The organism is Pseudomaricurvus sp. HS19, assembly GCF_009857815.1.
GTDB lineage: Bacteria > Pseudomonadota > Gammaproteobacteria > Pseudomonadales > Cellvibrionaceae > Pseudomaricurvus.
This window is the reverse complement of record NZ_WVVW01000001.1, coordinates 372,925-395,270: the sequence shown is the minus strand read 5'-3', so window position 1 is coordinate 395,270 and position 22,346 is coordinate 372,925. Positions and strand designations below refer to the sequence as shown.

General features: G+C 54.5%; 19 protein-coding genes. 2 read left to right on the top strand and 17 right to left on the bottom strand.

Features of this window, described 5'->3' with window-relative positions:
* Nucleotides 1-9: 9 nt before the first annotated feature.
* Genes GSF27_RS01600 through GSF27_RS01590 form a run of 3 tightly spaced genes read right to left on the bottom strand, consistent with a single transcriptional unit; the run spans nt 10 to nt 3,215 of the window.
* Nucleotides 10-771: a hypothetical protein gene (locus GSF27_RS01600; RefSeq protein ID WP_160965042.1), complete on the bottom strand. Its 762-nt coding sequence runs from the start codon at nt 769-771 to the stop codon at nt 10-12.
* Nucleotides 772-1,797, bottom strand: a complete 1,026-nt coding sequence (locus GSF27_RS01595; protein WP_160965040.1) for a glycosyltransferase — start codon at nt 1,795-1,797, stop codon at nt 772-774.
* Nucleotides 1,794-3,215 carry an ATP-grasp domain-containing protein gene (locus GSF27_RS01590; protein WP_160965038.1) on the bottom strand — a complete coding sequence of 474 codons (1,422 nt, stop codon included), beginning with the start codon at nt 3,213-3,215 and terminating at the stop codon, nt 1,794-1,796. Before GSF27_RS01590 ends, GSF27_RS01595 begins: the two co-directional genes overlap by 4 nt.
* Before the next feature lie 602 nt (nt 3,216-3,817).
* Between GSF27_RS01590 and GSF27_RS01585 the strand changes: the two genes are divergently transcribed.
* Both GSF27_RS01585 and GSF27_RS01580 read left to right on the top strand, forming a co-directional pair.
* The gene (locus tag GSF27_RS01585; protein ID WP_160965036.1) at nt 3,818-4,597 is read left to right on the top strand and encodes a tetratricopeptide repeat protein; all 780 of its coding nucleotides are present in this window, start codon (nt 3,818-3,820) and stop codon (nt 4,595-4,597) included.
* A gap of 15 nt (nt 4,598-4,612) precedes the next feature.
* The gene (locus tag GSF27_RS01580; RefSeq protein WP_160965034.1) at nt 4,613-5,542 is read left to right on the top strand and encodes a hypothetical protein; all 930 of its coding nucleotides are present in this window, start codon (nt 4,613-4,615) and stop codon (nt 5,540-5,542) included.
* Here GSF27_RS01580 and GSF27_RS01575 read toward each other — a convergent pair.
* From GSF27_RS01575 to GSF27_RS01510, 14 genes are read right to left on the bottom strand one after another with little or no spacing between them, the layout of a single operon-like run.
* The gene (locus GSF27_RS01575) at nt 5,539-6,819 is read right to left on the bottom strand and encodes a hypothetical protein (RefSeq protein WP_160965032.1); all 1,281 of its coding nucleotides are present in this window, start codon (nt 6,817-6,819) and stop codon (nt 5,539-5,541) included. The two genes, GSF27_RS01580 and GSF27_RS01575, sit on opposite strands and share 4 nt — an antisense overlap.
* 33 nt (nt 6,820-6,852) lie before the next feature.
* Nucleotides 6,853-8,289 (bottom strand): oligosaccharide flippase family protein, encoded by a 1,437-nt coding sequence (locus GSF27_RS01570; protein WP_160965030.1) that lies wholly within the window; start codon nt 8,287-8,289, stop codon nt 6,853-6,855.
* Nucleotides 8,283-9,098 carry a hypothetical protein gene (locus GSF27_RS01565; RefSeq protein ID WP_160965028.1) on the bottom strand — a complete coding sequence of 272 codons (816 nt, stop codon included), beginning with the start codon at nt 9,096-9,098 and terminating at the stop codon, nt 8,283-8,285. Before GSF27_RS01565 ends, GSF27_RS01570 begins: the two co-directional genes overlap by 7 nt.
* A 30-nt stretch (nt 9,099-9,128) precedes the next feature.
* Nucleotides 9,129-9,968, bottom strand: coding sequence for a polysaccharide pyruvyl transferase family protein (locus GSF27_RS01560; protein ID WP_160965026.1), 840 nt, complete (start codon nt 9,966-9,968; stop codon nt 9,129-9,131).
* Between the two features lies 1 nt (nt 9,969).
* Nucleotides 9,970-10,782: a hypothetical protein gene (locus tag GSF27_RS01555; RefSeq protein WP_160965024.1), complete on the bottom strand. Its 813-nt coding sequence runs from the start codon at nt 10,780-10,782 to the stop codon at nt 9,970-9,972.
* Nucleotides 10,783-10,798: 16 nt separating this feature from the next.
* Nucleotides 10,799-11,734: a polysaccharide deacetylase family protein gene (locus tag GSF27_RS01550; protein ID WP_202410230.1), complete on the bottom strand. Its 936-nt coding sequence runs from the start codon at nt 11,732-11,734 to the stop codon at nt 10,799-10,801.
* A complete protein-coding gene (locus GSF27_RS01545) occupies nt 11,731-13,041 on the bottom strand; it encodes a putative O-glycosylation ligase, exosortase A system-associated (RefSeq protein WP_370462544.1) in 1,311 nt (436 codons plus the stop codon). The genes GSF27_RS01550 and GSF27_RS01545 overlap by 4 nt, the downstream gene beginning before the upstream one ends.
* A 2-nt stretch (nt 13,042-13,043) precedes the next feature.
* Nucleotides 13,044-14,225, bottom strand: coding sequence for a glycosyltransferase family 4 protein (locus tag GSF27_RS01540; RefSeq protein WP_160965020.1), 1,182 nt, complete (start codon nt 14,223-14,225; stop codon nt 13,044-13,046).
* The gene (locus GSF27_RS01535) at nt 14,226-15,452 is read right to left on the bottom strand and encodes a glycosyltransferase family 4 protein (RefSeq protein WP_202410229.1); all 1,227 of its coding nucleotides are present in this window, start codon (nt 15,450-15,452) and stop codon (nt 14,226-14,228) included. It lies immediately after the preceding gene.
* Nucleotides 15,418-17,316 (bottom strand): XrtA/PEP-CTERM system amidotransferase, encoded by a 1,899-nt coding sequence (locus tag GSF27_RS01530; RefSeq protein WP_160965018.1) that lies wholly within the window; start codon nt 17,314-17,316, stop codon nt 15,418-15,420. Before GSF27_RS01530 ends, GSF27_RS01535 begins: the two co-directional genes overlap by 35 nt.
* Nucleotides 17,317-17,333: 17 nt before the next feature.
* Nucleotides 17,334-18,482: a TIGR03088 family PEP-CTERM/XrtA system glycosyltransferase gene (locus GSF27_RS01525; protein ID WP_160965016.1), complete on the bottom strand. Its 1,149-nt coding sequence runs from the start codon at nt 18,480-18,482 to the stop codon at nt 17,334-17,336.
* Entirely contained in the window at nt 18,479-20,068 is a 1,590-nt protein-coding gene (gene xrtA, locus GSF27_RS01520; RefSeq protein ID WP_160965014.1) for an exosortase A, read from the bottom strand. Before xrtA ends, GSF27_RS01525 begins: the two co-directional genes overlap by 4 nt.
* A 17-nt stretch (nt 20,069-20,085) precedes the next feature.
* Nucleotides 20,086-21,312: a TIGR03087 family PEP-CTERM/XrtA system glycosyltransferase gene (locus GSF27_RS01515; RefSeq protein WP_202410228.1), complete on the bottom strand. Its 1,227-nt coding sequence runs from the start codon at nt 21,310-21,312 to the stop codon at nt 20,086-20,088.
* Complete coding sequence (locus GSF27_RS01510; protein WP_160965012.1) at nt 21,313-22,341, bottom strand: FemAB family XrtA/PEP-CTERM system-associated protein; 1,029 nt, start codon at nt 22,339-22,341, stop codon at nt 21,313-21,315.
* Nucleotides 22,342-22,346: the final 5 nt, after the last annotated feature.

The window sequence follows — 22,346 nt, the reverse complement described above, 5'->3', positions numbered from 1 at the left end:
ACCGGGTGATCAGAGTGGCAGCGAACCTGCCTCCATAGTGACGGTGAATCTGGCATAGGCGTCCTGCGCCTGTTCCAGAAGTGTTTCCGGGATCTCGATATCCGAGTAATCCGACGTGGACTTTTCAACCTTGCCCGATGCCAGCCTGCCTGACAGGTCACCGGAATCCAGCTTGCCGCTGAAGTGGAAATTATCAAACTCCGGCCGCAGTGGAACGTCCAGCTCCAGCCAGGTCGTCAGCCGCTGCAGCAGTTCAGCGGTATTCCGGCGCAGCTCATCCGCATCGAAATAGACATATTCGTGGGCTGCCGCCGCCATCTGTTCCAGTGTCTGCAGGCGCTGGCAATAATATTGGCACACCTCTTCCGTATCGCAGAATTCGTGGCCGGGGCGTTCGCGGCGGAACTGGCTGAGGGTACTCTTGATGGTCTTTTCGGGTTCCCGTGCTGAAAACATGATGCGCGCGTTGGCCTGGTTCAGCAGATTCATATCCACATAATGAAAATCGTGCAGGACCTTGTCAAACATGTACTTTGCCTGGGGCTTCAGGTCATGATCCCGGTAATAGAGCAGCTTCTGCCGGAGCAGGCTTTTCCAGCTGTAGTAGCCGTTGTGCATCTCGTAATACCCGCAAATGGCGGGATTTGACCCCAAAATATGCCCCAATAAGCTGGTATTCGCGCGCATATGGCTGAGCAGGAACAGCGGCTGGTGAGTCCGGAACAGGCCGGGCTTTCTGGTGGCCGTTACCAGATGCTCCAATAACTCCATTTATCGTCTCCTGCCCGCTGACAGCTGTATCTGCAGCGCCTTTAAAAACCACTTTACGGTCGGCGCTACCGACCATCCTTCCCACGCATAGCTGGCAGCATCACTATAGCGGCCCTGCTGAGAGAGACTTTCTGCGATGTGTTTCAGTTGATAACCCTTAGCCCGTTTGCAATGGGCCCGTACCAGTTCGGTACGTGCAAACAGCTGACCCTTTTCATACACCATCAGCTGAAAAATACGCTTCTGCAGATCACTGACCACGGTAGAGGCGTTGCTCACCCGGGTGCTGTCAGGCACTCGATGCCGGGCAATGATGGCAGGATTCAACAGGATGCGCTCTGCCCGGTCTATAGCCCGCAGATACAGATCGCGGTCGTTTTCGTAGCGGATATTTTCATCCAGCCCACCGATACCCCGGAAGAATGCGGTGCGATAAATTGAGCAATTGAAGTGGGCAAAGCCGTTACTGCGCAACAGAAATTCGGCGTCGACCCGGTGACTGCCGCACTCGTACACCGACGGCGGTAGCCACTGGTTCAGGTCCAGAATCCATGGGTTGGGGGTCACCAGCTCGCCGTTGGCCCGATAAGCCTCCTGGTTGCTGAAATAGAGATCCGCCGCCTGCGTCTGCTCCAGTGACGCCCGCGCCCGGGCAAGATGCCCGGGGTCGGTCCAGAGATCATCGTCGTCGAGAAAACAGACATAATCACCCTGTGCCTGGCTAACGCCATAATTCATGGCGTAACTTGGTCCGTGGCCATTTTCCCGATGAACCAGATAATAAAATCTGACGTCCGGCTGCGACTGTTCCAGCTTCCGGTACTGCTCCAGTGCTTCGGCACTGCCGCCATCCACCACCACGATAATCTCACGCTTGCTGAAACTCTGGTTCAGCACCGAGTCCAGTGCCTCCCCCAGCAGAGTGGCGCGGTTGCGGGAGGGAATCACAACGGAAAAAAACGGCGCAGCAGCCGATTGGGGCTTCTCGCCTGTCTCCGCTGCAGCCATGCCTGGTACAACCGTCATGCGGCCTCCATTCTGGCTTGTAAGGCGGCAATATTGGCGGCGACCTGCCGATAACAGCCCTCGTAGTCATCCCGGGATTTCCCATAGGGATCCGCGATCTCCAAAGGTCCACTGCCAGCCGCCAGTCCGCCCAGTAAAAATGCTTTGGAACTTACCCAGGGGAATTGTTCTGACAATGTTACGAGATGCTCCAGTTCCATGACAAAAATCACGTCTGCGGCGGCCACCTCTGTGGCTGACAAGGCACTGGAGGCAAAATTGTCCGTTGCCAGGCCGTTGCTGTGAGCGACTTGCTGCATGACGCCATCCATTGGACGACCACTGGCCGGGTGAAATCCGGCTGAGCGCACATGCTCAGCCAGATTCGGCATCAACTGTTTTGCCAGCAGGCCGGCAACTGCACTGCGATTGATATTACCGTAACAGAGAAACAGCAGGTTCTCTGCGCCTGACAGTGCCCCCTCCAGCGAACCGCCGGCGGCGCAGCGTTGCTTCTCCCGGCGCAGCGCCTGACGGCGACGGAGAACGCCATACAAACGTTCGCAATAGTCCCGGCCCAACCACAGCAGCTCCAGCAGTCCCGGCAAGGGATCGGCCAGCTTCTGTACGTCGAAGCGATGCCGGGGTGAAAACATGCCCAGGAAATCGCGCCACATCGTCTTCCGCGACGGCACAACACCCAACTGCGGCGGCGCCGCTTTGCGCAGGGCCAACTCGTACCAGTGGACATCTGCGGTTAAGCGCCGGCAATGCACCTCTGTTTGATAGGACTGGGGGAATTCTGTTTGCTGGCCAACCAACAGCTCGTACAGCATACCGGGAAAATCGGCTCCGGCCGCTTCGGCCAGGGGCAGTGACCCCCAGAAACGCCCATTCACTTCCATCAGGGAAAACTGCCCACTGGCGAGATCCTGCTTGAACTCCACCATGGCCACCCCGGTCCAGTTCAGGGCTTCAATCAGTTTGCCGGTGGCCTCCAGTAGTTGCGGGGTCACGGCTACGCTCTTCCTCAAGCTGCTGCCACCGCCGGTGAGCGGCACCTCATGCAGGCGCTGGTGCTGAAAATGAAACAGCACCCTGCCCTCACTGGCCAGCACCTCAATACCCGCCCCGACGCCCGCCACATACTCCTGCAATATCACCTCGCCATAATTGAGGGCGTTGCGCACCAGTTTCTGCAGTTGTCCGGCGTCGAAGGCATACTCCACTTTCAGCTGTGCCCTGCCCAGCTCGCTGGATTCACCCATGGAGCTGCCGGGCTTGACCACCACCGGAAAGCTGCACCAGTCAGATAGTCGCGGAAGATCATCCGGCGTCGCCACCAGCTGGCTGCGAGGTACAGGAACACCAATACGCTCTGCCAGTGCAAACGTCAGTTTTTTGTCCAACACCTGATCGAGAGAAGATTTAGCAGCCATGGCCACAGGCAGGTGAGCAAATTGCTCCCTGTTGTTATGGATAGGGACAAGTGTTCTCTCGGTTACCGGAATAACCAGCGAGTACCGTTCCTTGCGGATGAGCGCGAGCAGCCAGACAAGAAACAGAGCCGCGTTCCCCATGGGGTCCGGGCAAACGAAATAACGATCCACAGAGCGCGAATAACGGCTAAGTGTTGCAGTGATATTACTGGCTACGTGGACTTCCAGCCCACGGCGATGCAATGAACGGGCGACGGAGAGTGCCGACACCATATCACCATCCAGAACCAGCACTTTTCCTTGTGATTTCTGCCCCATCCTGCGCAAATTTCCCGAGCATTGGCAAACACGGATCGGCATCACCCTGATGTCAGAATCCGGTTTGGAAGCGTGGCCTCCTGTGGTAGCTCTACCGCCACTGCCAGCGATCCGGCACAATGGCTAAAGCCACCACATTCAGCGAATTTGTATCGCCGCACAGCTTGCATTCATATACCGCAATGCTAATGTGGCAACTGATAATACATAACGTTGTGTAATATAATTGGGAACCACGGACAGAACAAGCTCCCACCCCACGCATGGAATCTGGATCAAAGGCAATGGATTATCTGGTACGGCTCCACAAGTTCCGCAAACTGCGGCTACCGCAGTGCAACGCCAGGCGGCTACTCGCCGTCTTGATGCTGTTCTCCCTTTCCCAAACCGGCCTTGCCTACAACTTCACGCCAACTGATATGGAATTCATGGCGTCCAGCGAAATCTGCAAGGAAGCCCTTGCGGACAAAACCCCCAACCTGGACCTGGCCAGAATCTACAAAGCCAAGGGACAACGCAGCGGCTGGGGCCGATTAATCTGGCAAGTCGGCGGCTGGCATTACTGCGGCGGTGCCATCAAGCTCAACCGGGCCAAACGACTCCCTTCCGGTAAAGCCAGGGACACTTTATTGGAGCAGGTGGTCAACAACACCAACTACAGCTATTCCAGAATTGCCAAAACCAACACCTGGGCCGCCGACATGGCCTTTACCCTGGCCATGGCCTATGAAGAGATGGGTGAAGTCGACAAGGCGATGGAGGTGTTGCAGGAGATCGAAAAGTACCACCCGGACAACCCTGCCATCAAAACCGCTTACGGGCTTATTTACTATGCCCAGAACGAGTACGACCAGGCCTTGAAGGAGTTCGCTGCCGCCAACGAATTCAGCAAGGGCGAAAACGCGGAGATTGTCTATTTCCTCGGTCTTACAGCCTACAAATCAGGGAATCTGGAGCTGGCAGAACAGTGCGCCACCAAAGCGGAAGCCCTCGGCTACCCCCTGCCTGGCCTGAAACGCCTGTTATCCGAAGCACCAATATCCGAAGCACCAACCCAGCATTAACTCCAGGGTAGCCAGATGATTCGCCAGTACACCGACGCCCTTGTGCAACGATGGAACAAACTCCTGTTTGATCGTAACAGCCGGCGCATACGCAACACCCGCCCACTCCCCTATCAGGCCGACGACAATATCGTCGTCGCCTCCATGGTGGGTTCAGCCTCGCTGGACATGTACCTCATCGCCATCAAGTCCTTTATGAAAAACTTTGGTGATGCAAGGGTAGAAGCCATTAACGACGGCAGCCTCAGTGCTGCAGACCTGGAAACCCTGAGCCATCACATACCCGGCATTGCGATTGCCAACGCCGTCGAGGTGGATACCCACAGCTGCCCCTCCTACTCCTCCTGGAAGCGCCTGTTCAGGATTGTCGAACTGTCACAAAGCGCTTACGTCGTGCAACTGGATTCCGACATTATTGCCACAGCGCCGCTGGCAGAAATCTATAACTGCGCCCGGGCTAATCGCGCCTTTATGATTGCCGATGGCCGCTGGCGGGAAACCGTCCATATAGACTTCATGGCGGCCTACGCCAGGGAGTGGCCGCAACGCCATCCGCAGGCCATGACCGAGCGCCTGATGCAGCAGCTTTCCTGGTTCGCTGCCGGAGACACCTATCTGCGGGGTTGCGCAGGGTTTGCCGGTTACCCGAAAGGCAGTTTGACGGTGGACAAGGTCATACAGCTATCATCGGAGATTGAAGCCCTGATTGGATCAGAGGTATGGCGGGACTGGGGCAGCGAACAGACCGCCACCAACTGTCTTTTGTCCAAGACCCCGGATCCCTGCATCCTGCCCTGGCCTCGATACCAGAATTACCTCTTCCCACCGGATAACGGCAATGTGGAAGCGACAGCATTGATCCATTTTATTGGCAGCACAAGATTTGAAGATTCCACCTACAGGATATTGACCAAGCGCGTCATCCAACAATTAAGATCAGATTAATGAGACAGACCGGATCTTATCGCAGTTTTCACACTACGCTTGAAGGCTGCATAATGAGCGCGCCTGTTCGCATCCTTCAGGATTGGAGACAAAACGCGAACCAAGTCAGAACAGGAATTTTCAAGAGCGACATCCAATATCTCCTGCCAGAACCGCAGCGTATACCCATTGCCTAAAGCACTGGAATTCAGGCGAAAGCCTTTCAGGTTACCCAACAGGTCAAACCCTTCAAAGGATGATACGTCATCCAGGATGCCGAGAGCATACAGCTGGGCCTGAGTGCGCAAACACTTTTCACATACCCCACAATTGTACTGACCGTCAGTATTTTCCCAGCACACCCGAACTTTACTCAATAGGCCGGGCGCGTTCATATGAATAGCCTGGATCTTATCCATTCTCGACACGCGTGAAGTGTAATGGCGAACCACCTGGCGAGAACAACTCCAAAAAGGATCCAGCTGCGGTGAACTTGCATGAGGAACACAGTACTTATAGAGATCATAGGAACCGATCAGTGCCGTGGGCACGATCTCAGAAAACAGTTTTGAGACCGCGGACAAAATGGATCCAAACCCCATATCTGTCCACCCTATAATACCTCTCTGAACCTCTCTTACATTGGTTCGTACCGGAGTGACATCCAGGCCTTCCATACTGGCCATATCACTAAGCTCACTCAAAGTGGTCTCCCACAGGCCCGAGTCGCTCAACCTAATATCCATGCCATGAACCAGCCATAGATCACTGACCAGCGAGGCGACCCCCATTTTATGCAATCGCTTCATATCTGCCACATTAAACAGAGAATCAACGCCACCGGAGAAAAAGGTCCCTACTCGATCATTCGCACCACCAACTTTAGCGCTCCAATCAACCTTGACTTTAATCTCAACCTCCCTCGTCTTACCCGGGAAATACCAGTGGTATATCGATATCACCTCCAGGAGATTGAGATACAAAACAGGGTCTATCGAGCCCTCTACCGACAGATCTTCCCCTGCCACCATCGCGAAAGGGAGGGCAATCATCACAAAAGGATCCCAGATTTCCCGCTCAGGAAGAAAATAACTTGCCGGCCAGCTAAACCAAACCTCGGCACTGGAAGCCCCATCCGAAAACCGGAAACTTTCCTCAAATGTCAATACTGCCGAAACCTTTACATCGCCGGCAACAATCTCTGACTTGTAGATCGAAACTCTCATATATACCTCGCCAATCCCTGCAAGGATTTCTATTATTAAAAATAGCGAAAAACTAAACAAATTGTCGATCAAGCAATACTCGCGAACAACCAGCAGTAAATTACTTTACGCCCTTTTCGACCCAATAAAGTCAAAAGCCTTATCGACCAGATAATTTCCAAACCAGCGCCACTCCAAAACAGCAGCCAAAGCCACCAGCGGCAGAACAACCAAACTGAAAACAAGTTCATCTGGCCGAATCAGGACAGCAAACAGGAAAACGACCAGGACCTTAGCCATCTGCCAAATATCAATCCGTCGACAAAATTTCCAGAATGCAAGATTGGTAATACCCGAAATCCGATAACAAAGGTAAAAATAGCATAAAATATGGGCTGTCATGCCGCTGACCAAAAGGAAGTAATATGACTCCTGGATATAAGCAAGAAAACCAAACAGGCATATAACACTACCGGCAACCATAGCACTAACCACCAATATTTCCGGCTTCCTAAGCGCCACAAATACAGATGTCAAACTTTTTGAGTAGCTCAGAGACACAATAGATACCGCAATAAAGGGGCAAAACTCTGCCAACTGCTGCCAGCCATCCCCTAAAAGGATGGAGACAATAATCTTCGGGCAGCAAATCAGTACAATATAAGCTGGAATGATCAGAATTTGACGAACGTCCTGCAAGGCACAAATGTTATACCGCACAATCTCGGCAAATCCCTCAGATGCGCCGTCCTTTATCTTCAGGCTCCGAACAAGGTTCGATAGATTCGCCTTCTCCACCGCTGCCGAGACCTCTGTTTCAAAAATACTGAACAGGTTCCCTCCCATACTGATCAGGCCCAGCATGTGAGCCCCAAAAACCCTGCCCCATACCAACTTTATCAGGTTGGCATTCACCCAACCGACCCAGCTATGAACCAAAATCCAGCCGGAAAATCCGGCCATCTGTTTAAGTGAAGACCGCGAAAAAGCAAGCCTCATCCCCGACTCAAGCACCAGATAACTTAACAGCAAATATGCAACGGCAGAGATAACCATACCGTACGCCAGCGCCCAGAAGTTCTCTAGATACCAAGCCAAAGCAATTGTTGAGAGGGTGCTTATCAACTTGCCAATAAGAGAGCATTTTATCTCTGGCAGAAATTTTTCGTTTCTCGCAGCCAGAATAAGTGCTGGATTTGACAGTGATACAATAAAGAACATCCAGCAGATAACCGATAGCACACTGCTGACCTGAGAATTCTCGAAGAATTCTCCCGCCATATCCGCCGATAAAAACACCAGAACGGAAAACACAATGGCAATGACTATTCGTAGAGAGATTGCCGTACCCAGGAAATTCCTGTCCAGACTTTGATTGGTAATAATATTCTGGCCAATCCCAACTTTCTGCATGCGCTCCGCCAGATCCTGAACAATCATGCAAGTGGCAATCAAACCATAATCTTCAGGGACCAATAATCTGGCGACAATAAGGGTACTCAACAATCCCAGTATGCGTACAAAAAATCTGGCAATAAAAAGATATGAGATATTCTTCAGCATACATCGGAAACCAGCTTACCAAACAAGGCCGTCATTCTTTCTTTATCTTTGATAAAGTGAGCACCACAGAAATGTGACCGTGTAAGCCCGGTTACCCTGCTCAATTTTAAATAGTCATGCTTAAAAAGCATCAGTCTGGTGAAGCAGGGTTCAACTCCTCCCTCACGTAATAGCTCTGTGATCACCAAATCTTCGCCCGTTTTATTAAACCTCTTTTCTATACCCTTTATCTGATCAAGCGTTGCAGGGAGAATATGCTGCCTCAAGGCTCCAAAAGAGATGAAGTATAAGCCGCCCTGCATATAATTACGGGCAAAACGCTCATCACCAACCGCCGCAAGACCGGACTCCTGAATCTTAGCCAGCTTTCGAGACCCTCCCAGGAAAAGAATGTCTGAGTCCACCTTTACCATATAATCATTTGCATTGAAGCCGTCTCTCGAAACTTCGGAAAACGCCTGTATTTCGGCATGGGTCGACTCAGCAGAAGCCCACGAAAAGTTCTCAATCGAACGAACCCGCAACAGTGGAGATAGATCCCTGAGCCTGGCAATCTGAGCCTCACCAAAAGGAGCCTTGCTATCAACAAACAGGTAAACAGCTTTCAAGTTAATCAACTTATTGGCAGCGAGAGACTTCAGTGACAGCACCAGGTACTCAAAGTCAGGTTCGTAAGAGAAATAAACCAACACCAGACCTGCATCACTACGTTTAGCATGGCCACGCCCAAACACCCGAAAGTCCCGCCACATTGTGCGAAGCGTCTTGAGAGGCTCTTTCGCAACAAAGGGCAAACCACATACGATCACAATAGCCTTCCTTACATTCCCTTCAATGGATCAAGTCTTAAGATTTTCTTTTATCGGAGGCAATCTATCTTCGCCAATGCCTTGCCCCTGAAACTGCTCCAGATAGACAACACCGTCGAAATAGCCTTTTATACTGGACTCATACAAGGCTCGATTTTTAAAATAGCAACCAGGGTAAACATAAACCTGTTTCCCCAGTAAGCCACCCGCAATGGTGACATGCAATCTATCTGTATGGATAACATCCTTATTGGCCACCCACTCCAAAAACCCGGAAATGGGTGTCGACTCATTCCCATGAGCACTGAGGTCAAAGTTTCCATCCGGAACCTCATGCTTTCCTGATGCTTCCGGGTCTCCCCTGAAACAGTAACCGATACTCTTGTCTCGCCGACAATCCGAAGACTTCCTCAGCTCATATCTGGGAAGAAAAAATGCCATATCATGACAAAAATCAGAATCCGGCATTACTTCTTTGCTCTCCATATTGTCACGGCGGAAAAATATGGTATTTGGACAACTTACGCCATCTTCAAAAGTACTCGGCAAGACTATTATCTTTTTAAACTTGTATTTCCTAGCCACTACAGTTACAAAATCCTGAAGCTCTCTGTAGTGCCCGCACCATGCACCTCCCCCACTAACAACGAGAACCCGGCTTTTTCTGGCCAATCGCCACTTGATCTTTTCAGCCAGCGTCTGCTCCATTGTCAGAGTTCTATACCGAACATTAAAATGGCGAAAGAACTCAAATGTCCCTTGCAGAATCAAGGCATCCCCCCAATTCCCCTGATTCTTCAGAAAATAGACGACTTCGTCGCCAGCGTATTCTTTAATAACTTCAGCCAGCTTCCAAAATTCTGGACGCACTTCACTCTCTCCCTATTAACTGAAATCGATCAGAGAAATCAGCCATTGCCACTTTGTCATTAACATGGTGCAAAGCACAGAACTCCCACCGAAGTAGTTTGTTTAGTCTGTTTATTCGTTTATATTCCTCGGGATACAGCATGAGCCTAGTAAAGTGAAAAGGACAGCCGGCCTCAGCCAGCATAGCGCTGATTACCTTATCTTCTCCTATGGAGCCACATCGGGCCTCGAAGAGCTTCACAGTTTCCTTGGACACGTCCTTAAAAGCCCGACGAGCTACAGCTGCCCTGATCAAGTAGAAACCACCCTGACCATACTGGTAATCCAAGTGATGAGCATCTGCAACCGTATCACAGGCACTTCTCCTCAGACGCTTCAGCTTTTGGTCACTGGTAATCAAGATGTCTGAATCTACCTTGACTAAATAATGACAGCCATCAATTTCAGCAGCCACCTCACTGAAGGCATTTAACTCAGCCAGAGTCGTCTCCGTGGACGCCCAGCTGAAACCGTAGATTTTCCTGATCCTGAGCTGCGGAAACAGAGCCTGCAACTGCAGCAATTGCGACTCATCAAAAGGCGCTTTCTGATCCACAAACAGGTAGACAGAATCTATGAGCTCCGGGCTGACATTATTCTTCAGGCTCTGCATGGAAAGGTACAGATAATCAAAATCCGGCTTGTAACTGAAATAGACAAAGCTGTAGCCAACTTCCGGTCGCTCCCGCCTCATCATGAGGGCGGCATTGCGCCACCAGTCACAGATGGTTTGCGGCAGATACTTAACTCTGAAGGGTACACCCAATATGTGCATAGTCAGTCTTATGGAGTTACCGGTTGGCCAGCAACCGCAATGAGAATTTCAGTGGGTTTTTGTCCCACGGGGTAAAGCGTGGCAGTTGCATATCATCAGAGTTACTGACAACCACGCCCTTGTCTGTGCTGAGTGCCGCACTAAAACCAAGGTCACGGATCAAGCGGGTATGACTCTCCTCATAATCATGCCCCCGTCGCCCATTGGGATAGGCAAAAAACGGTATCTCCTTACCAATCAGCCGCGCCAGGTACTCCCGGCTTTCGCGTATCTCATGAGTCGCCGTGTCCAGGTCTACCGCCTTGAGTATCGGGTGATTCACGGTGTGAGCGCCGATAGTCACACCACGGCGGGCCATTTCCTGAACCTGGCTGTCAGTCATCATCAGGTCGGTTGGCAGCTCTTCAGACAACGACTCAATATATGAGACCGCTTCAGCCCTTTTGGCAGGCTCCCAATGTTTGATTGCCTGCAGTATCGCGAGCACCAGTTGGTAGCGGTCCGCCCGGCCTGCCAGGCTGCAATGGCCCAGACCAATCCTGCTCAGGTCCCAGCGCTCCAGACGGCTATTACGCACAGATTCAATGACGCTGTCGTTCCACATGCGTCCACCATTCAGAAAGCCGGTAGAAACGAAGACCGATGCAGGAATATCCCAACGCTCCAGAATCGGCAACGCATTCTTGTAATTGTCCGCATAGCCATCATCGAAGGTGACACAGACCGCATTGCGCGGCAGGCGGCCCTCCTCGCGCAACTGCAGGGCTTCCGCCAGACCAAGGGGGGTAAAGTAGTCATGCAACAGCTTCATCTGCCAGTTGAACCTTGCCCTGTCCGGCTCATCCGGGCGCAGGTAATCCACACTGTCCAGCACGCGGTGATAGATCAGGATGCGCAGTGAATCGGGCCTTGCCACCAGCCCCCCGAGCTTTCTCAGGAAACGATGCATCATGTGGACGCTCTCCGCTCCAGACGGCGGCGGGCCGGTTTGTTGGACACCGGCGCCACCAGCTCCGCACTCCCGTACGTGATGGAGCTGGTAGCCAAGTTGCGCAAGATCACCCCGAAGGCCACCAGGTGCCATGGCAGGTCATAGTAGGAAAGACTCAGGAACGCCCCGCCGCCGGCATAGGCAACCAGGCTCACTTTCAGCATGCGCGCCAATGTCGACAGGTCAGCGTTAGCCGGCGATCCCCGGCAGAGCCGGTCGCTGATGGTCAGGTTGCGCCAGGTCATGAAGAAGATACTCAGAAACAGGATCAATCCCACCCAGCCATGATCCGCCAACACGTTGAAGTAGATACTGTGCGCCACAAACACCCCAATCGCCTGTGGCTGATAGATGGCATAGGTGGGTTTTGACCAGGAGTTGTAGCCGCCTCCCAACACCTTGTCATTGGCCAGGTTTATGCTGTATTTCCAGGCATAGATGCGGGACATGGCCGAGCTGTCTTCCTGAAACTCGGTAATGGTGGACATGCGTTCATGCCAGCTTGCGGGCATTACCGTCAAGCCTATGCCGGCAAGTATCACAATGACGATACCGGACACCAGCTTGTTTTTGGATTGCCACCAGAAATAGATCCCCAGTACGCACATGGAGATCAGCGCCCCACGGGACTGGGATCCCAATGCCGAGATGATACTCAGCACCAACCCGCCCAGAAGAGCCCGCTTTAACCAGACATTCTCCGCAATCGATCGCAGGTAGAAGAAGAACGGGATAATCATCAGCGCCGCCAGGCCCATGGCATTATTTTCGCCAATCATGCTGTCCGACGGCCCCCGGACCCGATACTGCCCCCCCGTCATCAGGGTAAAAATCCCCCCCTTGATACTGAAGAAGCCGATCGAAAGTGCGATCACCCAGATAAGACAGTTGAGCCGGTATTTGTCGCGCACGATCATGACCGTCAGGAAAGCGATGACCTGGATTTTCAATACCCGCATGTAATAGCTAAGGGCCGCTTCAGGGTAAATCGCCGTCAGCGACGTCAGCCCCATCCACAACACGAACACCACCCACAACACGGTAGTGCCATTCATCGGCAGGGATTTCTTCTCCTGGCTGAAGAGCAACCCCATAAACGTTGCCAGTGCCACCATCTGGGCAAAGGGCATGGAATAGGCAAAACCCCAGGTTAACCGGTGCGGGTTCATATAACTGAGCCAGGACCAGGCCAGTATCCCGATCCAGGGACGTTTCAGGATCACTGGAATCAAACCGAATACTATGGCTGTAACAAGCAAGTCCCGCACGGCTATTTCCCTCTCAGGGCGACAGGCGCAGGAAAACGCTGCAACAGCCGCTGAAACAGGTAGACGATGAGCCTGGCGTTCTCATCCCAGTAATAGCCCTTCTGCTCCAGCAGCTCCCGGGCGTTGCGGCCCAACCGATCACGTAAGGCGCTGTCACTGCAGAGCCTCGCCAGCTTGCAGCGAAAGTCTTCATCACTGCCGTTATCGAACAAGCTGGCATTGGTGTCGTTGCTCAGTATCTCGCGGATATTCGCCATATCCGGGGCCAAAACCGCTTTGCCCAGCGCCAGGTATTCAAACAACTTCAGGGGTGAGGCGTAGTCCACCACGTCCGGCTGCAAGGCGACATCGAAACAACTGACGTAGTCCCTGATGGTGTCGCGGTTTACCAGGCCGGTGAAGGTGACCCGTTGCTCCAGGCCCGCCCGGCGCGCCTGCTCCTGCAGCGCTGCCTTGACCGGACCGTCGCCCACAACCAGAAAGTGCCAATCCTCCAGGTCGCTGTCACTCATCAGCGAGATCACCCGGTCCAGCCCATGCCATTCCCGCACAAAACCCGTAAAACCCAATACATTGGGTTGCTGTATGCCCAATTGTTTTTTCATCGCCACGCCGTCGGCCACCGAGCTGAATTCCTCGCGGTTGACGCCGTTGGGAATCACCTGCATCCTCTCGGCCGGTACTCCGGCAGCGGCGACACGCTGTGCCAGTACCGCCGTGACCGGCAGCACGTAATCTGCGCTCTTCCACACCAGTGTTTCGGTCCAGCGGGCCAACCACTTCAACCCCAGCCGACCATGGGTGGAGCGCTCCTCAAACAGGGGCGAATTCACTTCCACGATATAGGGCAGGTGGAAATGCCTGGCGGCCCAGACACCGGAGATAAAAAACAGGTTGTAGCGTTCGTAAATCACATCCGGCCGGTGGCGAATGATGGCCTTGCGCAGTTTCAGGTACTCAAGGCATGAGTAGCCGAACTCGGCCAGCTCATGGATAAATCCGGGAATATAAGCGCGTACGGTACTGACCAGCCTTGAGCCCTCTCCAAACTCGCGCTGATTCACCGATTCCGGTTCGACCACAACCACCTCATGGCCCAACTGGCGAAAGGCTTTGATGATCTCTTCGATGTGAACATACTGCCCGTCCTTGGACGCCACACGATGATGGTAAAGAATTTTCATTCAGGCAGCCCTCCCCGTGCCGATTTCATCAAACAGGGACTCCAGCCGGTCAACGGTCTCCTGCCAGGAGAAGCGCTCCGCGTACTGACGGGTAGACTCGCGCGAGGGGTAATGGGCGAACAGATCCCGTACACCCTGCGCGATGGCAGCCGGGCTTCTCTCAGCTACCAGTACACCGGCTGCCGGTTCCGCCACCACTTCAGGTGTACCCCAGATTGATGTCGCCACCACTGGACATCCACAAGCCATGGACTCCAGCAGCACATTGGCCCAACCCTCACGACTGGAGGCCAGCACCAGCGCATCAGCAGCGCTATAGAGCTCCGCCAGCTCAGGCTGGGACAAAGCGCCAAGAAAGCTAACCCGATCACTCACCCCCGCCTGCAGGGCCTGGGCGCGAAGCTCCGTTTCCATCTCCCCGTCACCGGCGATCAGCAGTTGGTAATCAGGCAACTCCTTCATCGCCTCAATAACCAGGTGGTGTCCCTTACGCTCGATCAGGTGTCCTATGGAAACCAGGGCCTTGCAGTCGATACCAAATTTGTTGCGGCAGAGAGGACGATCCAGAGGGCTGAATAGGTTCAGGTCTACGCCGTTACGCAACACTTCGATGCGCCCTTCCATCGCCCCCAGCTCCACCATCTGCTCCTTTAATGCCCGGCATACGGTGATGGAACGCGCTGCGCCTTTGGCAGCCCAGAGGATTAACCAGCGGGGAATTTTGTAATCCGGAATCAGGTTAATATCGGTACCACGTGCAGTAATGGTGTAGGGCAGGCGCAATAAACGAGCGGTGAGCGCTGCGGCGATACCATCCGGGTAATAGTAGTGACCGTCCACCACATCAAAACGCTGGCCCCGCAGTAACAACCGCAGGGTTTGCCAAAACACCGACAGCCACAAAAACCACGGATTCAGGTAGAGACCCAACCCCGGCACGGCCAGATAGCGCGGATGCCAGACCTGCACACCATGACGCTCTTCCAGATGGGCAATACGTGAAGACTGGACGTACTTGCCGGAGCGGGTGTCGCTGAAGGGATACCAGGGCACGGGAGCAATCACCACGGCCCGCGTCGTCCCCCGCTCGAGCAGATGCTGCAAGCGGGTTTCCACAAAAATGCCGTGCCGTTGCTGAACGGCATTGGGGAACAGGGTTGAGATCACCAGCAGGCTTACCATCCTTGCGGCCTCACAACTCCAGCTCCAGTTTGCGGGCACAGGCATCAAACATCAGTAACGCCCAGATCAGGGCACTGTATTCCCGCAGTCCGGCAATATGCTGTTCGACCACATGTTCAATGTAGTAACGGCTGAACAGACCGCTGCCGATCAGGACTTCGCTGTAGAGCAGAGCGCGAACCCGCTCCTGCAGCGGCCCCCTGAACCAGTTGGCCAAAGGCACACCAAAACCCATCTTGGCGCGATAGAGTACGTCGTCCGGCAGGTGGGATTCCAGGGCCTTCTTGAAGACGTACTTACCCTCCTGGCCCTGCAACTTCACATCAGATGGCAAGGTGGCGATCCACTCCACAAATTTATGATCCAGCAGTGGTACCCGCACTTCGAGCGCATGGGCCATGCTGGCCCGGTCGACCTTGGTGAGGATATCCCCCGGCAGGTAGGTTTTCAGGTCCAGGTACTGAATCATGGAGAGCGGGTCCTCTATCGGCTTGCGCTCCAGGTGTGCATGGAAATTCTCAATCGCGGCGTAGGATTGCAACTCACTTTTCATTTGCGCGGTAAACAGTCGCCGGCGCTGGTCGTCGGTGGTGATGGATACGGTATGCATATAGGCGCCTACCGCATCCCGTGCCAGTGACTGCAGGGTGCTCTTGGCCCGCAATACCCTGGGTGCCCAGTCCAGCTTGGGGTAGATCTCCCCCAGGGCCCCAAACAGCGGGCGCCGGATACCATAGGGGATACGCGTGCGCAGCTGCTCTTCGTTCATGTGCCAGCGATAGCGACGGTAGCCGGCAAAGTTCTCATCGCCACCATCGCCGGACAGGGCAACGGTTACGCGCTTTTTCGCCAGTTCACAGACCCGGTAAGTCGGAATCGCCGAACTGTCGGCAAACGGCTCGTCGTAGAGGTCGGCCAGTTGATCCAACAGGTCAAAGTCATCACTGCTCACCACCTCTTCGTGGTGATTGGTGTGGTAGCGTTCCGCCACCATGGTGGCAAACTCGGTTTCGTTAAACTGTTTAACGTCAAAGCCGATGGCACAGGTATTGACCGGGTCGCTGGAGAGCTGCGCCATCATGGCTACCACCGCGCTGGAATCCACCCCGCCGGAGAGGAACGCCCCCAGGGGGACTTCCGCCACCATGCGAATGCGCACAGCTTCCCGCATGCGCTCCACCAACTCCTCCTGCCACTGCGATATGTCACCCACGGCGGCGCCGGTAAACTCAACATCCCAGTACTCCCGGGATTTCGGTAGCGGCTGGTTCTTCCTCAAAAGCAGGGAGTGGCCAGGCTCGAGCTTGCGCACGGCCTGAAAGATGGTGCGAGGCTCGGGGATGTAGCCAAGGGCAAAATAGTCCTCCACCGCCTGATAATCCGCTTTGCGGGAGAGACCAGGATAGGGCTTGAGCACTTTCAACTCGGAACCGAAAATAAAGCTGCCGTCGGCCAATGCGGCATAGTACAGCGGTTTGATCCCGAGGCGATCACGAGCCAGAAACAGACACTCCTGCCTGTGGTCATAGATGGCAAAGGCAAACATACCGCGGAAATGGCTTACGCACTCCTCACCCCACTCCTGCCACGCATACAGAATCACTTCTGTATCGCAGTGGGTGCGGAACTGGTATCCCCGGGCTTTCAGCTGCTCGGTGAGATCCGGGAAATTGTAAATTTCACCGTTGAACACCACGGTAATATCACCGTTGGCAGAGTGCATCGGTTGCTGGCCGGATGACAGATCTATGATCGAGAGGCGCCGGTGCGCCAGCGCCACACCCGGCAGCAAAAATTGTCCACCCTCGTCAGGGCCCCGGTGGAACTGGGTCTGGTTCATGGTCGCCAACAGATCCGGGTCGAAATCCCTGAAGCCTGTCCTGTCGAAAATTCCCGCAATACCGCACACTGTTTACTGCCCCCGGATTACACAGCTTGTTGTAACAGGCGGTCATAGACCGCCATATAATGATTGACAGTGACCGGCCACTGGAATTGGCTGCCCACCATCTGATACCCGTTTTCACCCATTTCCTCACGCAGCTCAGGGCTCTCCGCCAGCTTCATCATGGCATCCGCCAGCACCGCATCCGACGCCACCGGTACCAACAGGCCGTTCACACCATCCTCCACCAGCTCCACATTACCACCCACCGCGGTGGCAATAACCGGCAGTTTCATCGCCATCGCTTCCAGTATGGTGTTAGAGATCCCCTCCCCCAGGGATGGCAGCATGAAAAAATCCATCTTGCCCAGCAAGTCCGCCACGTCGTCGCGGTTTCCGGCCAGCCACAGATTCTGTTCAAGCCCGAGCTTTGCACACAACGCTTCCAGTTCGGCCCGTAACGGCCCATCACCCACCAATACCAGCTTCAGGCGGGCAAACAGTATGGGGTCGCGATCCCTTATCAACGCCAGCGCCTGCAGCATGGAGGCCTGGTTCTTTACCTCCACCAGCCGCCCTACACTGCCGGCAATAACAGCATCCGGCATATTCCAGGCGGCCGGAAAGTCAGCTACGCCTGCCACTACCGAAGCCTCACCAAAGCGATCCCCATCAACGCCGTTATAGATCTGGGAGACTTTGGCCGCTGGCACACCGATGGTGGTATGCAGCCACTGCTCCAGATCCCGGCTCACGCAGATATAGTGCTGCACCACCCGGGACATGAATTGCCGCAGCAGGTTGTACTTTCTGTTCTTGCCTTCCAGATCGTAGATATCCCGCCCGTGTTCCCCGTGCAAGCGGCGGACCCCGGGAACCATGGCTGCCACCAGCTGCATCTCCAGGGCGGACAGGTTACGGGTGTGCACGATGGCCGGCTTCAGCCGGTAGAGCAATTTCCACAACCGCCAGTAGGCGGCGAGGTCGTGACCGGGCCGCTGATGGATTTCATGGATCTGCACGTCGGGGCGTTCAATCCGGCTGGCAAACTCCCCGGACCGGGTCAGGCAGATAATGCCGTGGCGATACCGGTCCGCCGGCATACGGTTGATGATATTCACCAGACCGTTTTCCATGCCTCCGGCGCCAAGGGAATGAATAATGTGTATAACCAGCGGCGCCTGGCTCATGATTCACCCTCAACTTGCCAGGCGTCCAGCACTTGCTCAAGTGGTACCGATAACGCCTGCAGGAAACGCTGCAGACGTTGTGTATCTTCGCCAGCAACTTCAGACCGTGGCGTCAACACAAACACAATGGCGCCGTCGCGGCGATGCAGTAGCAGGCTGTTCAGCGCCTGAGCCAATTTCCCCACATAATCGTTGGCTGTGTAAAAGTTACCCAGGCGGTAAACCTTCCACACCCGCCAGGAATCGACGCCCAACTGCATTACCACTTCCTCAACCTTTACGTCACGACCGGAGAGTGCAACCGTTGGCCGGCGAGCCTCTACCACCCGCCAGGGGTTGCGCGGGATCGTGAAACGGTTATTGGCGCTGATCAATTCCGCATCCTGACGCTGACTGAGATATTGGTAGACATACAGCAACACCGGTTCGCCAAGGTCCTCGCCGTTAACGGCCAACTCCAGCTTGCGGTCTTCACCGACGATGATGGGTCGCCACATGGAGCCTGCAACATCTGACTGTTGCCAGTTTGCCGGGAGCCGGGGGCTTTCCAACGCGATTGCCGCCACCCCGGTAACCTTGGCATCCTGTGCGGGTATTAACAGAGGGGCATACAGCGCCGATGCCAGTACGGCAACCAGCGTCATGGCCTGGCCCGGGCTGACACCAAACGGCAGGCTGGCATGCGCAACGGAACCTTGATCCCCCGCTGCTTGCACAGGTTCGCTGGCAGCAAGCGGGTCGACAAAATAGCTGCCGCACCAGAAGAGCAGGAAAATCACCAGACCAAAAAAGATCCAGCCATAGAGAAGGTGGTCGACCCCAACGGCCACCGTCATATCACTCCAGTGACCCAACATCACAATCATGTAAGCCCTCAGGATGTTGGCGATGATGGGCACGACAGCTGAGATAACAACGAACACCAGCCTCTTCTGCCAGGCCTGGTAATTCAGGTAGGCGTACAGGCAGCCCAGAGTCATAGACGCGATCAGGTAGCGGACACCGCTGCACGCCTCTACCACTGACCAATCGCCACTGGGAAGCGAGAAAAACATGCCTTCACGGTAGACCGGTATACCGGACAGCTTCACCATCCAGACAGTGCTGCTGGCCGTCAGCTCCATCATTGGGGGAACGACACCCTCCCCCGCCGGCACCATAAACAGGAGAAACAGCAGGGGGAACCACAGACTGGCAGCAATCCTGTTACCAAGGACACCCCAAACCGTACAGATCAGTATCATCACCACCGCGAACTGCTGTACTACCAACACGTCCACCAACGTGCCCAGCAACCAGATAAGTCCGCAGCCCAGCAAGGGCGGGACAGCTAACAGTGTGGGGCCTGGATGTCGTACCTTCAGCTCTTCACGTTTACGCCATACCAGCCACAGGCTTAACGGCAGTATGATAAAGCCATGGGTGTAGGTTTCTGAGCGAATCCAGATATCCACCATGGAAGCGATGGAGGTATAGAAGCCGTAGGCCAGCAACAGTACCGCGACACCGAGAACAATCAGCGACAGGGTCCAATGCCTTGCCAACATGGAGCGATTCATTTCGACCTTGAGGTTTCCAGCATCCATAGCTCTACCATCGCCCTTCAGGCTGCTGACTCAAGGCGTCGGGCAACCGGTTGCAACGCCGCATCCCAACCAAAGTCGCTGAGTATGCGCTGCCGCGCCGAACGTCCCATTTCACTTGCAGCTTCTTTACCCAGCCCCAGCACCTGTCTTACGTACTCATCGGGCTGATCGGCGATCATCAATTCATCCGCGGCCACCTTGATACCTTCAAGCCCCAGCGGCGAAACCAGAACAGGCCTGGCCATGGCCATGGCTTCGAGCACCTTGTTCTGAACACCTCTGGCGATGCGCATGGGCGCAACAGCGATGCAGGCATGCTTGATGTAGGGACGAACATCATCAACGGAGCCCGTCACCACAACACCTTTCAGCTCAGCCAACTCCTGTACCCGTCGGTCCGGGTTACGCCCGACGATATAGAATTTCCAGTCAGGATCCCGGGCAAGGATTTTGGGGAGTACCTCACGGGCAAACCAGACCACCGCATCGGCATTGGGCCAGTAATCCATGGCTCCCGTAAAAACCAGAACCTTGTGCGACCGATTGTAGGGCGAGCGACACTCAAACTCAGGGGTGAAGTAGCCTGAATCAACACCGTTATTGTAGAAGCCCACACTTTCACCACCACCGGGGTGTGCCTTCAAAAAAGTATCCGCTTCTGCCTCTGACACGAAAAAGCTGTAGTCAAATCGTCCAACCAGGCTCTGCTCGTAGCTCAGCAAATAGCGAGCCTCGCGCCGATAGACGTACTTCATCGGCCCCTTGACGGAGTCGGCGTATTGCCGCCACTTGTCAGAATCCATATCCACAAAATCGATCAGGCGACGTTTCCAGACGTGCTCATTGTGCATGACGTACTGCTCCATGGTGGAGGAAAACACCACAACAGCACCCGGCTTTTCCCGCCCGATAACGTCGTCAACCCAGGCAGACATCACTGGCGACCGGTAGTACGGCAGGGACAATGCCTCCCCCGTTAGTAATCCCACCAGACTCCTGATCCGCGCCATACCGGGATGTAGCGCCACCAGTTTTACCGACTTGCAGATACCCATGAGCGTATCCCGGTACTGCCAATCCGCCTCGTCGTCCACAAAAGCGCCCAGGTGTATGTCATAGCTGCGGGACAAAAACCGGAGAAGGTTGTAGGAACGGATTTTGTCGCCCTTATCCGGTGGATAGGGAATCCTGTGTGCCAGAAATAGCAGCCCGGGCTTGGTCATAACCGTATCCGAATCACTCACTCAACCAAGGCTCTTTGCCAGCATGGGACCGATCCTGTTGGCCACTGCCAGGGGCAACGACTTCCATGCTTTTATGAAGAGCTGATACTTGGGGTTCATCGGGTTTACCTCTGGCACGCGGTCCGACTTGACCAGAAAGTATTCGTAGTGAAGTGGCTCCGGCTCAAAACCCCAGTTCTTTTTGAAGCTGTAGGAGCCGGTTCCCGCCTTACTGCGACCAAAATCAAACCAGTGAAGCCCCTGCTCCACGCTGTTCTTCATCAGCTCGGCGTACATAAACGCATGGGCGTACATGGCCCGGGTCTCGGATCCGGAGCCGGCGTAATACGGCAGCACCTGATCCCTGAAGTAAAAACTCAAAACCCCGGCGATATCGCGCCCGTCGCTCTTGATCAGCAGACTGCGGCAGTCGTCACCAAACACGTCACGCAACATGTCGAAATACCTGGCACCAAAAACCGGAGTCCCCAGGTTTCTTAAACTTTCGGCATAGAGGTCGTACATCCGCCGTCCGTGCCACCCCTCTTCCGAGGTCAGGCCGGCTTTGATGCCCTTGCGAACCACTGCCCGTTGCTTGTTGGGAATGAATGGCAGAACCTCATCCACCGACTCCGGCATACGCTTGCGGAAGGTGACATAGAGGTTCTTCTCCGCCCAGCCCGAGTCTGCGGAAGCGATGTTACGCAACTCCAGGCTGTCCACCTGCAGCTCCCTGGCCAGGTCGCAGGCCGCTTCCCGCAATGCCTTTTCTGCGGCCTTGTTACTGGCCAGAATACCGCCGTAAACACAGAATGGTGTCGAAACCAGGTTGTTACCGAACAACAGGCTGCGGACATGAGCCAGTGGCAGTATCCCCTCCAGCCGCCCTTCACTTCTGGCTTGCAGGTAATAGCAGTTGTGGCCGAACGCCTGGGTGATGATGTACTGCCAGCCGGATTTATGAAAAAAGGTACCGGCGGGATGAGTGTTGACGTAGTCATCCCATTCCGGGGACACCTCCGCAGCCAATACTGAAATTTCTGAAGCCATGATTG

Bases quoted from the DNA above. Each gene is read 5' to 3' on its own strand.
- GSF27_RS01550 (WP_202410230.1), bottom strand. From the start codon at position 11,734: ATGATGCATCGTTTCCTGAGAAAGCTCGGGGGGCTGGTGGCAAGGCCC.
- GSF27_RS01585 (WP_160965036.1), top strand. From the start codon at position 3,818: ATGGATTATCTGGTACGGCTCCACAAGTTCCGCAAACTGCGGCTACCG.
- GSF27_RS01600 (WP_160965042.1), bottom strand. From the start codon at position 771: ATGGAGTTATTGGAGCATCTGGTAACGGCCACCAGAAAGCCCGGCCTG.
- GSF27_RS01540 (WP_160965020.1), bottom strand. From the start codon at position 14,225: ATGAAAATTCTTTACCATCATCGTGTGGCGTCCAAGGACGGGCAGTAT.
- GSF27_RS01525 (WP_160965016.1), bottom strand. From the start codon at position 18,482: ATGAGCCAGGCGCCGCTGGTTATACACATTATTCATTCCCTTGGCGCC.
- GSF27_RS01570 (WP_160965030.1), bottom strand. From the start codon at position 8,289: ATGCTGAAGAATATCTCATATCTTTTTATTGCCAGATTTTTTGTACGC.
- GSF27_RS01555 (WP_160965024.1), bottom strand. From the start codon at position 10,782: ATGCACATATTGGGTGTACCCTTCAGAGTTAAGTATCTGCCGCAAACC.
- GSF27_RS01580 (WP_160965034.1), top strand. From the start codon at position 4,613: ATGATTCGCCAGTACACCGACGCCCTTGTGCAACGATGGAACAAACTC.
- GSF27_RS01595 (WP_160965040.1), bottom strand. From the start codon at position 1,797: ATGACGGTTGTACCAGGCATGGCTGCAGCGGAGACAGGCGAGAAGCCC.
- GSF27_RS01535 (WP_202410229.1), bottom strand. From the start codon at position 15,452: ATGCCTGTGCCCGCAAACTGGAGCTGGAGTTGTGAGGCCGCAAGGATG.
- GSF27_RS01510 (WP_160965012.1), bottom strand. From the start codon at position 22,341: ATGGCTTCAGAAATTTCAGTATTGGCTGCGGAGGTGTCCCCGGAATGG.
- GSF27_RS01590 (WP_160965038.1), bottom strand. From the start codon at position 3,215: ATGGCTGCTAAATCTTCTCTCGATCAGGTGTTGGACAAAAAACTGACG.
- xrtA (WP_160965014.1), bottom strand. From the start codon at position 20,068: ATGGATGCTGGAAACCTCAAGGTCGAAATGAATCGCTCCATGTTGGCA.